This window comes from Streptomyces sp. RLA131, assembly GCF_056270125.1.
Genome location: NZ_JBWDOQ010000002.1, coordinates 3925615 through 3939463 on the forward strand (window position 1 = coordinate 3925615; position 13849 = coordinate 3939463).

Sequence of the window (13849 nt, forward strand, 5' to 3'; positions counted from 1 at the left end):
CGCTGGAGCGTTGTCGGACCCGCCCACAGCCAAACTCCGGACGGACGGATCTCACGCCCTACCCACCCGGTGAAGGCCATGTCCTCCGCATCTGCCCGGCCCACGGGTCACGCGCCGTCGGGGGCGTCTTCGGCTGTGGATACCGGGTGGAGCCAGTCGCTGTCCGGCCGAGTGAGCAAACGGGCGTTGCTGTAGGCCATCGCGGGCGTGAGCACGGTGTGCCCACGGTAGTACTCACCTTCTCGGGACACGACCAGAGCCAAGTCCACTCGGCTCTGGTCGCTGAGGGAGAGCGGCAGCAGCAGTTGGACCTGCTTCTGCTTCACGTACCAGAACGGGACGGCTGCCTTGTAGGTCCGCCGTACGCGCTTCTCCGCACGCTTCACGGCCGCCTCCAATTGCAACTCGGCACCATGGGGGTTACCTCGTAGTTCGCTCGGGAAGCGCTCCGTGTGGTCTTCGACTACGTGCCGAGAGTTCACTATGAGACGGCGCGTCCAGTCGTAGATGTAGTCGCCTGGTTCCTTGGCATAGGTCGCGAAGTCCGGCAGGTCCGGGAAGTTGTTAAGGACAGTCCTGTGGCTTTCTTCATACCAGTTATCAAAGCGCCACGCCTGCGGTCCACCAGCGGAGTTTCGGATGAAGACCCCGTAGATCGTCTCCTGCCGGCGGGTCGCAAGACCCGTGTTGAAGACGCTACGAGAGCCGTCAGGGCTCTCTCGAACCTGGCCATCTTCTTGAACGTGCTGGAAGGTCAGCCACACGTAGCTCTTGAGGATGCGCTTGTCGCCCATGAAACCGGCATCGAGACCATCCCAGTCCTCGTCCTCCGCCAGGGCAGCCAGTTTGTCAATGTAGTCCGGATTGCCAGTGCCTTGTCGGCGCTCGTCGGCGGTGCGCACACGGCCCATATACGCGTACTGAAATAGTGCATCGGTAAGACGTGGACGGGGCTGGGTCATCAGTTCTCCTTCATCGTTAGGTTGGGATATGCGTTCTATTCAGGCGGCGCCGTGCCAGGCACTGCCAAGGAAGGCCGAGCTGACCCGTGGCCCGCTCGCGAAGCTGCCCAGCGTCGAGTAATCCGCTGATCCCGAAGGTCAGCTCTCTTCAGGTTCGACTCACTCACTCCTCAGCGAAGATCGCACGGAAGCCGGCGAGCACCCTCTCCAACTCGTCGACCTTGTCAGCAAGATCCGCAAGTTTGGCGTCCTTGGCCTTCTCCGCCTGCACCGCGTCAGAGGTGTTCAGGCGCCGAAGGGCTGCCTCCGCATCGCCGGTACTGCTGCCGTTGCGGACTGCCGCCACGACAGCACCCGCTTCGCTGCTCACCTTGTAGAGGACGACGTTCTGGTTCTGGTTGTTGGGGAGATCGGAGGGCAGGTGGCCAACGCCGATGTCGGCGAGTTTGTCGTGAATGCTGGTGAGGACTCGCACGCCAAGGCGTCCATAGCCGTCGATGTCACGAAGCGCCCACATAGCGACGCGCAGGACGCCTCCGTTGGCCTTGACGGCCTTGTCCAGGTCGATCCAAGTAGAGAACTCTGGCGATTCAGGATCAAAATCATCAGATGCAGCCATGATTCCCCCAAGGGATCGACGTTTTATTGGTGTACTCATCATAGGATAATTTCTTCACGTCGTCAAGTTAGATTTTTCATGGCGGCGATCGGCTGCGGCCCTGGAAGTTCGTCTACCGATGGCGGACGCGGGCAGGGCCAGCGACCACCGTCTCCGTGGGCAACTCGTGGCAATCCGATGCTTCGGTCCCCCGCCCAATGGGAGAGGCCCAGCCGGATCATCCCGGCTGGGCCCTGACTTGATCAGCTACGAACGCGGCAGCTATGCAAGCTCTTCCTGATCGCCATCGGAGGCGGAGTGCAACGGCCCTTCCCCGCCTGCCCCCTGGGTTCGGCCGCCGTCGAGCGTCGCACCGAGCTTGCGGAGCGCGTTACGCGTCTGCTCCGACGGCACGTGGGTGTAGACCTCCATGGTCACCGAGATCTGCGTATGCCGGAGGATCTGCATCGCGATGCGCGGGTGGACGTCCAGGGCCGCCAGCAGCGAGCCGCAGGTGTGGCGGGTGTCGTGGACGCGGATCAGCCGTACCCCCGCCTCGGCACAGCGGAAGGCGAAGCGCCGGTTGAAGTTCCGGGGCTCAACCGGTGTGCCGTAGCGGGTCGTGAAGACGAGGTCGGACTCGGTCCACAGGTCGCGGGCCGCCAGCTTGTGCGCGTCGCGGCTCTTCTGACGCAGCAACAGCGCGGCACGGCAGATGTCCGGCAGCGGGAGCAGAGCCTCCGATCCTTCGGTCTTGGTCTCCGAGTGCAGCAGCCTGCGGCGCACCCGCTGGAGCTGCTTCTGGATGAGGACCTCGTTGCGGTCCAGCAGCACGTTCGACCACTCCAGCCCGAGCACCTCCCCCTTCCGCAGGCCCAGGACCAGGATCATCACGTACGCCCCGTACAGCGGGTCGCGGGCTGTGCGGGCGGATTCGAGGAAGCGGCTGGCCTCCTCGACCGACCACGGGACGACCTTGTGGCTGCGGGGCTTGGCCATCTTGACGAGCTGGGCGACGTTCCGGGAGATCATCTCCTCGCTCATCGCGTAGGTGAGCGCGCTGCGCAGAACGGTCCGGGCGTCGCCGACCGACCGCCTGGCCAGCGTCCTGCCGCAGCACTTGCCGATCGCGCAGCAGCGCCGCCGCTCGTCGGGCCGGGCCTCGTCCTTGCCCTGCGCGCAGCACTGGCAGGCGGCGGCGAGCTTGTTGAGCCACTCGCGCACGTCGCGGACGTTGAGCTTCTCGATCCGCTTGGCACCGAGGAAGGGGGTTATGTAGAGGCGGACCACGGTCTCGTAGGTCGCTGCGGTCAGCGGCTTGAGATTGACCTCCACCTCCTCCTTCAGCCAGTGGGCGAGGAAGTGCTCCAGGGTCGGCGTGCTGGTGGCCACGGGGCCGGCCTTGGCCGCCGTGTGAAGCTTGAGCCACTTGTCGTGGACCTCGGGCCGGGTCTTGCCATAGACGTACTTACGGCTGGGCTTGCCCATGGGTGTGGTCACCCAGGCGTACGCCGCGAAGCCGTTGCGGTAGGGGTAGATGGACCCCTCGCCGTTACCGCGCTTGCCGCTCATGCCGCCAGCTCCATGTCAGTGGCGACGATCTGGGCGACGTACTCGTCGACCCAGACCGGCAGGATGCGGCGGCTGCGTCCAACTTTGACGGAGCGGATCTCGCCGGAGTGGACGAGCGCCTTGGTCTTGGACAGGCCGAAGCCGAGCATCACGGCGACTTCAGCGGTGGTGTACCACTTGCGCTCGATAGCGGTGGCAGTGGTGGGCATGGGTGTTCCTTCCGGCGGCGCAGTGGGCTACGCGCCGCGGTGTTGACGTGCGGGGATGGGCGGTGGGTTGGTGCGATGCCGCTCGGCGGCCCTCGGCGTTCGTAGCGCCGGGGTCTTGCGGCAGGTCTGCGCTGGGCCTCCGTTACTGGTCGGGGGCCTGCTCGCCGGCGTCCTTCCTGAGCGGGTCATCGGGCGAGTCAGGCGCGGGGTAGAACTCGAAGTCGGGCTGGAAATCAGGGGCCTCGATGCCCAGACGCTTGGCGATCTCCGCGTACTCGCGCTCCGCCTCTGTCAGGCGGGCCTTCGCCGCCTGTTCGAGGTCGCGGGCGTTTCTCCATTCCTGGTCGGCCGCCTCGACGCGGAACGCGGCTTCCTGGAGCTCGTACTCGGGCTCGCCCTCACTGGCGACGGCCTCGGTCATGAAGGGGAACAGCGGGACGCCGAGCGCCTTGGCCAGACCGATGACCTCGTCGTAGCGCACGGGCCGCGCATTGCGTTCGATCTTGGCGACCTGCGTCTGGTGGAACTTGAAGCCGAGCCGGTTCATGCGCTCGGCGACGTCCTCCTGGGAGAGCCGGGCGGCCTTCCGCAGGACACGCAGATTGTGCGCCACCAGCGCTTCGCCACTAAGCCGCCCATCGGGAGTCTCCATGGGGTTCACTTTATCAACCTCCTCTCGGTTGACACGGGGCGATCTCTCGACTTAACTAGACCTCATAAGACTGAAAAAGTCAACCGCAAGGAGGTTGGAGACGAGTGGACGCGAACACAGTAGACGGCAGAGCGCGATGTGGCGCGGCCGGATTTACGTGATAGCAAGTCGAACCCATAGACCCGTACGGAAGGTCGCTTGCAGGAAGGAGACGCAGGTCCATGACCTGACGCGCGCCCGAGAAGCGTGAGGCCCCCGGTGCTACGAACACCGAGGGCCGATCGGAAACCCTAGCCACCGCCCATCCCAGGACAGTCAACAACGGCAAGGCCCGGATAGCCCCCGAGCCGCCGAGTGAGGAATTTCCATGTCCCAACATAAGCCCACCGACCCCAGCGGCGCAGCCTCCCGGCCCGCCGCAGCCTGGCCCGCCGTCGCCGTCCCAGGCCAGCCGCGCCCCACCCAGGACCCCGCTGCGTCCACAGCCTGTGGACCCGGCGACCAGGACGCCGAGGCAGCGCCCGGCCACCACGCGCCCGAAGCCGCCCCAGCAGGCGACGACAGGGCGCCGGACCCGGCCCCGGCGGATCAGCCCGCCGAGGAAGCGGTACCGGACCCGGAGCCGACGTACGGATCCGAGCTGCTGAACGAACTGCGTGTCCAGATAGCGGAGTTCGTGATCCTGCCCTCCCGGCAGGCGCTGGACGCGGTCACGCTGTGGGTGGCGGCGACGCATCTGCAGCCCGCGTGGCAGCACGCTCCGCGCCTGGCGGTGGTGGGGCCGGCGAAGCGGTGCGGCAAGTCACGGCTCCTGGACGTGCTCACCGAGACGGTCCACGAGCCGATGCTCACCATCAACACCACGCCTGCGGCGATCTTCCGCTCGATCACCGACGAACCGCCCACCCTGCTGGTGGACGAGGCGGACACCATCTTCGGCACCCCGAAAATGGCGGAGAAGAACGAGGAGATGCGCGGCCTGCTCAACGCCGGTCACCAGCGCAACCGGTACGTCACCCGCGTCGTCGGCAACGACCACACGCCCCACAAGTTCTCCACCTTCGCCATGGCCGCCCTGGCCGGGATCGGCGACCTGCCCGACACGATCATGGACCGATCGGTGGTCATCCGTATGCGCCGCCGGGCCGAGGGAGAGAGCGTCAAGCCCTTCCGGTCCCGCCGCGACACCCCAGCTCTCCACGACCTGCGCGACCGCATCGCCGCATGGACACGGCCGCTGCTCGATGAGGCCGCCGACCGGGAACCGGCGATGCCGGTGGAGGACCGCGCCGCCGACACCTGGGAGCCCCTGGTGATCGTCGCCGACCTCGCCGCCGGACCCTGGCCCCGCCACGCCCGCGTGGCGTGCGCGCAGATGGTCACGGCCGAAGCGGCGGCCGAGGAGGACCACCCCAGCGGAGCACGGATCCTGGCCGACATCCGCCGCGTCTTCGCCGCCCAGCGCGAGGTCGACAGCCTCTCCACGGACGAACTCCTCCACCACCTGCGCCAGGACCTGGAAAGCCCTTGGGCGGAGTGGGGACGAAGCGGGCTGAGCCCCCGTAACCTCGGCTCGATGCTGCGCGAGTTCGACATCAGGCCCGGCAACGTCCGCCTCGCCGACGGCACCCAGCGCAAGGGCTACACGCGCAACAAGTTCCTCGACGCGTGGCGCCGCTACTGCCCGACCGTCCACCCGGTCGACACCGGCCCCACCCGCAGCGCGAGCTGAGACCCCGCCCCACCCCCGGTTGCCGTCCCCGCCGTCCCTGCCGTAATGCCGCAGGTCAACGGCATGCGGGCAAGACGGCAACCGGGGCCAAGACGGCAACACGATCATGACCGCCATGCGGCCCGCCAGGACACCGCCCACATCCGTCTCGTGCCGTCCTACGCGTCCATGCCGTATCCCCGCAGGTCACGGCGCACCCGGTCGGGACGGCAGACGGATCCGACCCATCCACGGCCCCCCAGCCGAAACCCTCACCGCATTGACGGGCCACCAGGACACGACGGCACCGCCAAGACGGAACACCAACCCGCCTGCCGTAACGGCCCTGACCTGCGCTTACAACGGCCAAGACGGCTAAGACGGACCACGCCACCACCGCAGGAGTATCCCGCTTGACCACCCTCGCCATAACCACAAACCGCACCACCGCCCACCCGGCGACCGGCTGGGACCCCGCCGCGACCCTCACCCTCGGCACCACCGGCCGCACCCTGTCCAACGACGCGCTCAAGGGCGGCAAGCGATGACCAAGCACGCTGCCGAGCGGTATGCACTCGGCGCGGCGGGAGTCGTCATCATCGCCCTCACCGCAGGCGGGTTCTGGCTCTCCTACGCCCACCTCGCTGAGGTCGCCGGACAGCACGGGCTTCGGAGCTCCCCGGTCCGCCAGTGGGCCTGGCCGGCGACCCTGGACGCGTTCATCGTCGCGGGCGAACTGCTGATGCTCCGTGCGGGCCTGCGCCGGGTGACCGACGGGTGGGCGATCGCTCTCACGGCCACCGGATCGGTCGGTTCCATCGGGCTCAACGTGGCCGGGGTCAGCGGTACGGGCAATGCCAGCACCGTGCCCCTGCTCGACTACGTGGTCGCCGCAGTTCCCCCGACCGCCGCGCTGCTGGCCTTCGGTGTCCTGATGCGGCAGATCCACCAGCTCATCGACCAACCCGCGGGCCATCCGGACGCCGCTTCCGCACAGCCCGCCGACCCGCCGGCTGACATGTTCGTCCAGCCACCGGAACTACCGGCCCAGGTTGTGGAGAGCAAGTCGCGCGGTGGCCGTCCGGCCAGCGCCACGGTCGAGGAGCTCGCGGAGATCGGTCGGATCGCCGCCGCCGAACAGGGGAAGCTCACCCGGGCCATCGTCCGAAAGGCCGTACAGGACAAAGGGCTGAAGGTCAGCGGCAACCGGCTGACCGAGGTGATGGACATCGTCCGGCCCGATCTCGAAGCCGACGCGCACGCCGGTCAGGACAGCGGCTGACCACCCGCCCCACCGGGTGACCGGAACCCTTCCGGTCACCCGGCCAGTCGGCCGCTCTCCCACTCGCCGCACCCCTATCCACGCCTGTGGACGAGGCAGCCACCTCCCACGCTCCGGCCAGACCTCCACGCCATCTACTCGCCCTGCCCGCACCTTCTGGAGAACCGCCCGTGACGCACGACCCACACCACCCCGACCGCACCCTCGACGAGCCGGTGCCGCTCACGAAATCCCCTACGTTGATGGGGCGTTTGCGGCAGGCGTTCGGACAGGGGGCTCCTGGCGGAGCCAGTAGTCCCCCCAGTCCGACTCAAGGCCGGACTGGGGGAATCTCCGCCCCGGGGGTGGCGGAGAAGGCCCGGCGCGAGGGCGCGCCGGGCCAGGAGGTCGGGGCCGGGGGCGGCACCGACCCGGACACGCTCCACACCGTCCAACGCGACACGCTCGACGCCGTCCGCTCCAGCGAAACCACCACAACCGACGACGCGGCCGGCGAGCCTGCCGTGCAGAGCGTCCAGCCGGCGATCCGCCGTTTCACCGGTGCCAAGCGCACCGCGCGAGTCGGCCCGTTGCGGTTCACGCCCGGCGAGCGCGAGCGCCTGCATACCTCGGCCGCTGCCCACGGCTACTGGGGAGAGTCCGGTTTCGCCGCCGACGTCACCCTGGCCTTTATCGACGGCCGGTTCTTCGTCGACCTGCCGCTGGCGGAAGAACGCCGCCGCACGCACGTCTTCCGCGCCCAGGCGCTGCGCCACCTGAACAGGATCGGCCACAACGTCAACCAGATCGCCCGCGCCTTCAACGGCGCCTACGAACCACCCGCCGACTTCCGCCACACCCTCGATGACCTGCACCACCTGCTGACGCAGATCGCCGAGGCCCTCCGCCAGCCCACCGACGAGGAGGTCTGACCGTGATCGCGTCCATCAAGGACCCCGGCGCCAACACCCGGGGTCTGCTTGCCTATCTCTACGGGCCCGGCCGCCACGACGAGCACCACGACCCGCACATCGTCGCCGCCTTCGCCACGCTCGGCCTGCCCGACCCCGGCCGGGACGAGAGGGCCACCCTCACCGAACTCGCGCGTCACCTGGACGCCCCCGTACGCCTGCGCAACAGCGAACTCGGCCAGATGGTCACCGACCACGTCTGGCACTGCCCGGTCCGCGCCGCACCCGAGGACCGCTACCTCTCCGACGCCCAATGGGCCGACATCGCCGAGCGCATCGTCCAGGCCACCGGCATCGCCCCCGATGGCGATGACCTGGCCTGCCGCTGGATCGCCGTCCGCCACGCCGACGACCACATCCACATCCTCGCGACCACCGTCCGCGAAGACGGACGCCGCCCCAAGCTCCACGACAGCGGCATCCGCGTCGGCGACGAAAGCCGGAAGATCGAGAAGGACTACGGCCTGCGCCGGCTCCGCACCGGTGACGGCACCGCCGCCAAGCGGCCCACCCAGGGCGAGATGCACAAGGCCAAGCGCCTGGGATGGGAACAGACCAGCCGCGAATGGCTCCAGGACCGCATCCGCGCCGCCATCCCCTACGCCGCCACCACGGAAGAACTTCTCGCCTACCTCCAAGCCGACGACGTCCAGGTCAAACCTCGGCGCGCCCCCTCCGGCGACCTCATCGGCTACTCCGTCGGCCGCCCCGGCGACCTGAACAAAGACGGCGAGCAGGTCTACATCCCCGGCGGAAAGATCGCCCCCGACCTGTCCCTGCCCCAACTTCAGGCCCGCCTCGACACCAGCACGCCCGAAGAGCACCCCACTGCTCGTCGTAACCGGCCCAACACGCCCTGGCAGCGCGCCACCGAAGCCCTCGACACCCTCCCCGGCCACCTCACCGACAGCGAAACCGGAGCCAGCGACGGTGACGGCAGCCTGGCCCAGGCCCAGATCGCGGCACTCGGCGAACTGATCGAAGCCACCGCGCAAACCGCGCCCACACAACTCCGGGCTGAGCTCCGAGCAGCGTCACGGGCGTTCGCCCACGCTCAGCGCTCCCAGATCCACGCCGAGCACAGCACTGCCAGCGGCCTGCGCACCGCCGCCCGTGACCTCGTTAACGCCGGAAGCGGCAAGGACGGCAGCGCCCTCGCCGTCCTGATCGCCGCCCTCGTCTGGTCCGCGATCCTCGCCGGCCGCTGGCACCAGGCCCGAGGACACGCCCAGCAAGCCGCAGCCTCCCACCAGGCCGTCCAGCACCTGCAGGCCGCCTACGACCACGCCGCCGCACAGCAGCTCGCGACGCTCGCCCAGCGCCAGCCCAAGGCGGACACCCGCAACACCCTCGCCAACGACGTCCGAGCCGCCGTCCCCGAACACGCCGCCCGCATCCTCGCCGACCCCACCTGGCCCGCCCTCGCCACCGTGCTCGCCGACGCCGAAGCCGGCGGCCACAAGCCAAAGGGGCTCCTTAAAGAAGCCGCCGAGCAGCGCGAACTCCACTCTGCCCGCCTCCCCGCCCGCGTTCTCCTCGCCCGGATCCAGCACACCAGCCGCAACCCCGCCCGCAACTCGGTCGCCGAGGCCGCCCGCAAACGCTCCACCATGCGCACGACCACGCAACAGCAGCGCACCATCGAACCGGCGACGCCACGCCCTGCCCTTCCGAGCCACGACCACCAGGGCCGCCACAGGTAGGAAGGATCAAGGAAGAGGAACGGCCCACGAGCCGCCGATCTGACCATCCGTGGAGGTCGGCTCCTCTGATCGCCAGGTACACAACAGTTCTGTCCGCCAATCGGTGGCAGAGTGAGCCACGTGACAGGTGACGAACTGTTGAGCGCTCTGACGACGTTGCGGCGCGCCCAGATAGGCAATCGCCGCGCCCCGCACAAGCCGCTGTTCGTGCTGTGGCTGCTGGGGCGGTTCGCGGCTGCGGGCAGTACCGCGATCACATATGACGAAGCCGAAGAGCCCGTCAGCCGATTGATCAATGACTTCGGGCCGTCGCTGGCGAACAGTTCGGGGACCAGGGATCGGGCTGCCATGCCCTTCATCCATCTTGAGCGTGGCCTGTGGGATCTACAGGATCGGGACGGCAATCCCATCGGCACGAATGCCCCGGAACGCGGAGGCTGGCTGCGAACCAGGGGAGCCCATGGCCAGCTGCATCCTCACGTTGAAGGCCTGCTGGCCGGTCCGGGCACAAGGGCGGCGGCAGCCCGGCTCCTGCTCGACCAACACTTCACCCCGGCCCTGGAAACGGCCCTTTGTGATGCCGTCGGCCTGGACCTGCTCGGGCTGGAGGACGCAGTGCACCTCGGATCGGCGAAGAAGCGCCGACGGCGGGCTGGATTCGCGGAGGAGGTGCTGCAGGCCTACGCGTACGCCTGCGCATTCTGCGGCTTCGACGGCGCGCTCGGCCGGAACCCCGTCGGACTCGAAGCCGCACACGTCCGGTGGCACAGCCAAGACGGCCCGGACGAGGTGAACAACGGCCTGGCTCTCTGCTCCCTGCACCACACCCTGTTCGATCTCGGTGTCCTCGGTCTGACATCCGCCCTGCACATCCAGGTCTCCCAGTCCTACATAGCGCGCAGCCAGGCTGGCCGGACCATCGACGCTCTCCATGGCCAGCCCATCAGCGCGCCCCGCCCCGGACTGCCCGGCGTTGACCCGGACCATGTCGTGTGGCACGGACTCCAGGTCTTCAAACGACCTGCGACCCATGCCGCATAGAAACGCGCGGATCAGCCTTCGACGCCGAGCCCTGCCCCGTTCTCAAGGTAGGCAGTTTCCGATCGCCCACGGGCAGCAATCGCTGCGTGGACTCGGCGGGCCAGTCGAGGGATGAGTAGTCCGTCGATCTGATCGGCTTGGTGGAAGGCGAACTGATCGACTTCCACCCCGTCGAGGACGATCTGATCGCGCTCGCCAGCTGGGAGGACGCCTCCGTCGAACACGAACAGCAGCTTGTCGCCCTCGGTCGGGTGGGGTGCCCAGTCCGCGACGAGGAGGCGGCCGATCGGCGGGGTGATGCCGATCTCCTCCTTGACCTCCCGAGCCGCGGCTTGGCTCGGGGTCTCGCCCGGGCGCAGGTAGCCGCCGGGGATCTCCCAGCCCAGCTTGTACGTGGGCTTGACCAGCAGCACGCGCCCGGCCTCGTCGAAGAACAGCACCCCGGCGGCGGTGCGGGGCTGGGCTACTGCCTCGTGGGCTTCGGAGTCGCTCATGGCAACGACTGTAGTCGTCGCGCGAGGGTCACCCGATGACGCGCAGTCGCTGGGCCACGCCCGCCAGCTGATGGCTCGGCTTGCCGCGTTGCTGCCGTACCCAGGAGGTCACCAGGTGCCGGGAGATGAAGTGGTAGCGGACCTGCTCGGGTGCCAGTTCCTCTGCGTCCAGGACGAGGGCGAGGGCTTCGTCCGTGCGGTTCTGGGCACTGTACGCGCGGGCCAGTTCCAGGGTGTGCCGGACGCGGCGTTCCAGGGGCAGGGTGGAGGTGTCCACGCGTGGCCCCTGGTCGACGGCGATCTGGACGTCGCCGAGTTCCATGGCTGTCGAGATGCGGTGGATGGCGACATTGGTCGGGCCGAACGCCGTCCACATGTGGTTGGCGTCATGTCCGAGACGCTGGGCCGTCTGGTCGGCCTCTGCGAGGAACTGGTTCACCATGGCCCGGTCCTCGATCCGGGCCGCGGCCATCGCTCCGACGAGGAAGAGCGTGCCGTAGATCGACAGGTACGTCGGCGAGGCGTCTCCGAGGCCGTTCTCCAGGTAGCCGGCGGAGGCCACCACGAGGTCCCGGGCGGCGGTGGGGCGGCCGTTGGCGAGCAGGCAGTGGGCAACCGACCTGAAGAGCGAGCCAGTGACGACGAGGTTCCCTGACTCCTGCGCGGCGGCCAGGCCGCGATCGGCAGCCATCCAGGCAAGATCAGCTTCGCCGATCTTCGTCAGCACCATGGCCGCACCCTGGTAGGCCATGGCGAGCAGGGCCTGGGCCTCCCGTTGCTCCTCGCTCTCGTAGGCGCGGACAGCGTGCTGGGCTGCCGCAAGGATGCCGGGCGTCAGACGGGTGGCTCGCGCGTATCTCGCGTCCTGATAGGCCGACCAGGTCGATCCGACTTCGGTACGCAGGATCTCCAGGTCCGGTGGCTGGCTGGTGGAATCGGAGGCCAGCAGTGGGGACATCTGCTGGTAGTCCATCAGGGCTTCCCGCAGTTTCGGCACGGTGCCGCCCAGGATGTCGGGCGTCCAGTCCAGGAGTGAGGGCTCGGCGAGCAGGTCACCGAGTTGCACGTCGAGAGCGTCGGCCAGGGACTTGATCACGGACAGCCGGTCCAGTTCGATGCGGCCGTTCTCCACTTTGCTCAGCCAGTCGGCTGTCCGCCCGACGAGGCCGGCCAATACCTCCTGCGGTATGCCGCGTCGGCGGCGATACCAGGCGACGCGCTCCCCGATGCTCAGCGTCTCGGTCATTCCTCGCATGACCCCCAGCCTGGCGCTGCTTGGTTCCCCACCCCGGAAGAATTTTCCGGGTTCCCGTCCGCTCATCCTCCTAGCGTTCTGACTTGTCATCAAGCACCGGTGTCGATCAGCCGTTACGGACAAGGAGGGGCGAATGTCGATGGAACATCATGGCTATGAGGTCGGCGCGTCCACCGTCGAGGAGGAGACGGCGCCCTGCCTGGGCTGTGAGCGCCTTCGCACTCCGCAGGCACCTGACGGCTCCCTCCAGAGCGGCGGCATTGCGGTAGCACGTGGCACACACGGCCAGGAACTCCGTTGCGCGTCCCTGCAGATGAGCTTCGCGCTGTCCGATCGATCGGTGCCCTTGATCCGGAGGCTGGTCAGACGCATCGCGGAGGCTTGGGGCCTCGATGTCCTGATCATCGACGATGCCGAGCTCGTTACTTCCGAACTCGTCACCAACGCCGTCCGGCACGCCCCGTGTCCCGAGATCGGCTTCACCGCCACCTACGGCGAGGAGCTTCTCCTCATCCAGGTCCATGACGGCTCGGCCAACCCGCCGATCCTGCGTCACCGATCTGCGGGCGACGCCGAGAGCGGGCGCGGTCTGGGCCTGGTCCACTCCCTGACTCGCGACTGGGGCTGGATGCCGCACGCAGACGGCACGAAAAGCACCTGGGCCCTGATCGACGTACCGACGCCAGACGACAAACGCGCTGGCTCGAACCACAGGACACAGAGAGGGAGGACCACCATTGGCCACAATCCGCGATGAACACGCTCGGCCTTCGCTGTCCCCAGAGGTACTCATCAAGTGGCTTCAGTAGGACGGAAGGTCGAGGCCAAAACGGCCGCCGTGACGCCCCGTCACAAGATCTAGACTCGCGGTTTCGCGCAGAGCGTCGTACGCCGTCCCGGCGTCGGCATTGCTGGACCGATGGTCCCGGGTGCGACTGCGTGACGCGACCGGTTCCGATGAATGAGGAGTGTTCCCGTGCCCGAGAAGGTCACCAAGGACAAGGTGCTGTGCTACGTCGTACGCGACGGGCGGCTGCTGGTGTTCCGGCACACCAACTACAGCTACGAGGAGGTCGGCATCCAGGTCCCGGCCGGCAGCATCCGCGAGGGCGAGACGCCCGAGGCCGCGGCCCTGCGCGAGGCGCGCGAGGAGACGGGCCTGAAGGACTTCAAGATCGTGCGCAAACTCGGCGAAGCCGAGTACGACATCAGCCCGTACCGGTTCGAGATCCAGCGCCGCCACGTCTTCCACCTGGAACTGACCGAGCCCACGCCGGAGCGGTGGGCGAGCCAGGAGGACCACGACGGCGAACAGGAGCCCACGCACTTCGAGTGCTTCTGGATGCCGCTGGAGGCCGCCCACATTCTCCAGTCTGGCCAGGGCGCCCTGTTGGGACGCCTGTCCGACTGATTCCCGTCC

General features: G+C 68.1%; 15 protein-coding genes. 8 read left to right on the forward strand and 7 right to left on the reverse strand.

Features of this window, described 5'->3' with window-relative positions; genetic code table 11:
- Positions 1–107: 107 nt before the first annotated feature.
- From RWE79_RS18740 to RWE79_RS18760, 5 genes are all read right to left on the reverse strand, one after another.
- Positions 108–962: a DUF3825 domain-containing protein gene (locus RWE79_RS18740; RefSeq protein WP_475941227.1), complete on the reverse strand. Its 855-nt coding sequence runs from the start codon at positions 960–962 to the stop codon at positions 108–110.
- A 163-nt stretch (positions 963–1125) separates the two neighbouring features.
- Positions 1126–1581 carry a hypothetical protein gene (locus tag RWE79_RS18745; RefSeq protein ID WP_475941228.1) on the reverse strand — a complete coding sequence of 152 codons (456 nt, stop codon included), beginning with the start codon at positions 1579–1581 and terminating at the stop codon, positions 1126–1128.
- Between the two features lie 261 nt (positions 1582–1842).
- On the reverse strand, positions 1843–3132 hold the full coding sequence (locus RWE79_RS18750) for a site-specific integrase (RefSeq protein WP_475941229.1): 1290 nt from the start codon (positions 3130–3132) through the stop codon (positions 1843–1845).
- Positions 3129–3341 (reverse strand): excisionase family DNA-binding protein, encoded by a 213-nt coding sequence (locus RWE79_RS18755; protein ID WP_475941230.1) that lies wholly within the window; start codon positions 3339–3341, stop codon positions 3129–3131. Before RWE79_RS18755 ends, RWE79_RS18750 begins: the two co-directional genes overlap by 4 nt.
- Before the next feature lie 142 nt (positions 3342–3483).
- Positions 3484–3993 (reverse strand): helix-turn-helix domain-containing protein, encoded by a 510-nt coding sequence (locus RWE79_RS18760; RefSeq protein ID WP_475941231.1) that lies wholly within the window; start codon positions 3991–3993, stop codon positions 3484–3486.
- Between the two features lie 367 nt (positions 3994–4360).
- Here RWE79_RS18760 and RWE79_RS18765 point away from each other — a divergent pair, with 367 nt between their 5' ends.
- The 6 genes from RWE79_RS18765 (at position 4361) to RWE79_RS18790 (ending at position 10680) form a co-directional block, all read left to right on the forward strand.
- A complete protein-coding gene (locus RWE79_RS18765) occupies positions 4361–5725 on the forward strand; it encodes a DUF3631 domain-containing protein (protein WP_475941232.1) in 1365 nt (454 codons plus the stop codon).
- A gap of 392 nt (positions 5726–6117) precedes the next feature.
- Positions 6118–6252, forward strand: coding sequence for a hypothetical protein (locus RWE79_RS18770; RefSeq protein ID WP_475941233.1), 135 nt, complete (start codon positions 6118–6120; stop codon positions 6250–6252).
- Positions 6249–6986 carry a DUF2637 domain-containing protein gene (locus RWE79_RS18775; protein WP_475941234.1) on the forward strand — a complete coding sequence of 246 codons (738 nt, stop codon included), beginning with the start codon at positions 6249–6251 and terminating at the stop codon, positions 6984–6986. Before RWE79_RS18770 ends, RWE79_RS18775 begins: the two co-directional genes overlap by 4 nt.
- A 344-nt stretch (positions 6987–7330) precedes the next feature.
- Entirely contained in the window at positions 7331–7897 is a 567-nt protein-coding gene (locus RWE79_RS18780; protein ID WP_475941235.1) for a MobC family plasmid mobilization relaxosome protein, read from the forward strand.
- 2 nt (positions 7898–7899) lie between these two features.
- Positions 7900–9639: a relaxase/mobilization nuclease domain-containing protein gene (locus RWE79_RS18785; protein WP_475941236.1), complete on the forward strand. Its 1740-nt coding sequence runs from the start codon at positions 7900–7902 to the stop codon at positions 9637–9639.
- A 120-nt stretch (positions 9640–9759) separates the two neighbouring features.
- On the forward strand, positions 9760–10680 hold the full coding sequence (locus RWE79_RS18790; RefSeq protein ID WP_475941237.1) for a phosphorothioated DNA-binding restriction endonuclease: 921 nt from the start codon (positions 9760–9762) through the stop codon (positions 10678–10680).
- An 11-nt stretch (positions 10681–10691) separates the two neighbouring features.
- On the opposite strand, the gene RWE79_RS18795 is transcribed toward RWE79_RS18790, so the two are convergent.
- On the reverse strand, positions 10692–11174 hold the full coding sequence (locus RWE79_RS18795) for an NUDIX domain-containing protein (protein WP_475941238.1): 483 nt from the start codon (positions 11172–11174) through the stop codon (positions 10692–10694).
- A gap of 28 nt (positions 11175–11202) precedes the next feature.
- Entirely contained in the window at positions 11203–12429 is a 1227-nt protein-coding gene (locus RWE79_RS18800) for a helix-turn-helix domain-containing protein (RefSeq protein ID WP_475941239.1), read from the reverse strand.
- A gap of 133 nt (positions 12430–12562) precedes the next feature.
- Between RWE79_RS18800 and RWE79_RS18805 the strand changes: the two genes are divergently transcribed.
- Both RWE79_RS18805 and RWE79_RS18810 read left to right on the forward strand, forming a co-directional pair.
- Positions 12563–13186, forward strand: coding sequence for an ATP-binding protein (locus RWE79_RS18805; RefSeq protein ID WP_475941240.1), 624 nt, complete (start codon positions 12563–12565; stop codon positions 13184–13186).
- Positions 13187–13405: 219 nt separating this feature from the next.
- Complete coding sequence (locus tag RWE79_RS18810) at positions 13406–13840, forward strand: NUDIX hydrolase (protein ID WP_475941241.1); 435 nt, start codon at positions 13406–13408, stop codon at positions 13838–13840.
- Positions 13841–13849 lie beyond the last annotated feature (9 nt).

What these genes read in the sequence shown, in the direction of transcription:
- RWE79_RS18740 (WP_475941227.1), bottom strand. Translation starts at nt 962, where the DNA reads ATGACCCAGCCCCGTCCACGTCTTACCGATGCACTATTTCAGTACGCG.
- RWE79_RS18745 (WP_475941228.1), bottom strand. Translation starts at nt 1,581, where the DNA reads ATGGCTGCATCTGATGATTTTGATCCTGAATCGCCAGAGTTCTCTACT.
- RWE79_RS18750 (WP_475941229.1), bottom strand. Translation starts at nt 3,132, where the DNA reads ATGAGCGGCAAGCGCGGTAACGGCGAGGGGTCCATCTACCCCTACCGC.
- RWE79_RS18755 (WP_475941230.1), bottom strand. Translation starts at nt 3,341, where the DNA reads ATGCCCACCACTGCCACCGCTATCGAGCGCAAGTGGTACACCACCGCT.
- RWE79_RS18760 (WP_475941231.1), bottom strand. Translation starts at nt 3,993, where the DNA reads ATGGAGACTCCCGATGGGCGGCTTAGTGGCGAAGCGCTGGTGGCGCAC.
- RWE79_RS18765 (WP_475941232.1), top strand. Translation starts at nt 4,361, where the DNA reads ATGTCCCAACATAAGCCCACCGACCCCAGCGGCGCAGCCTCCCGGCCC.
- RWE79_RS18775 (WP_475941234.1), top strand. Translation starts at nt 6,249, where the DNA reads ATGACCAAGCACGCTGCCGAGCGGTATGCACTCGGCGCGGCGGGAGTC.
- RWE79_RS18795 (WP_475941238.1), bottom strand. Translation starts at nt 11,174, where the DNA reads ATGAGCGACTCCGAAGCCCACGAGGCAGTAGCCCAGCCCCGCACCGCC.
- RWE79_RS18800 (WP_475941239.1), bottom strand. Translation starts at nt 12,429, where the DNA reads ATGCGAGGAATGACCGAGACGCTGAGCATCGGGGAGCGCGTCGCCTGG.
- RWE79_RS18805 (WP_475941240.1), top strand. Translation starts at nt 12,563, where the DNA reads ATGTCGATGGAACATCATGGCTATGAGGTCGGCGCGTCCACCGTCGAG.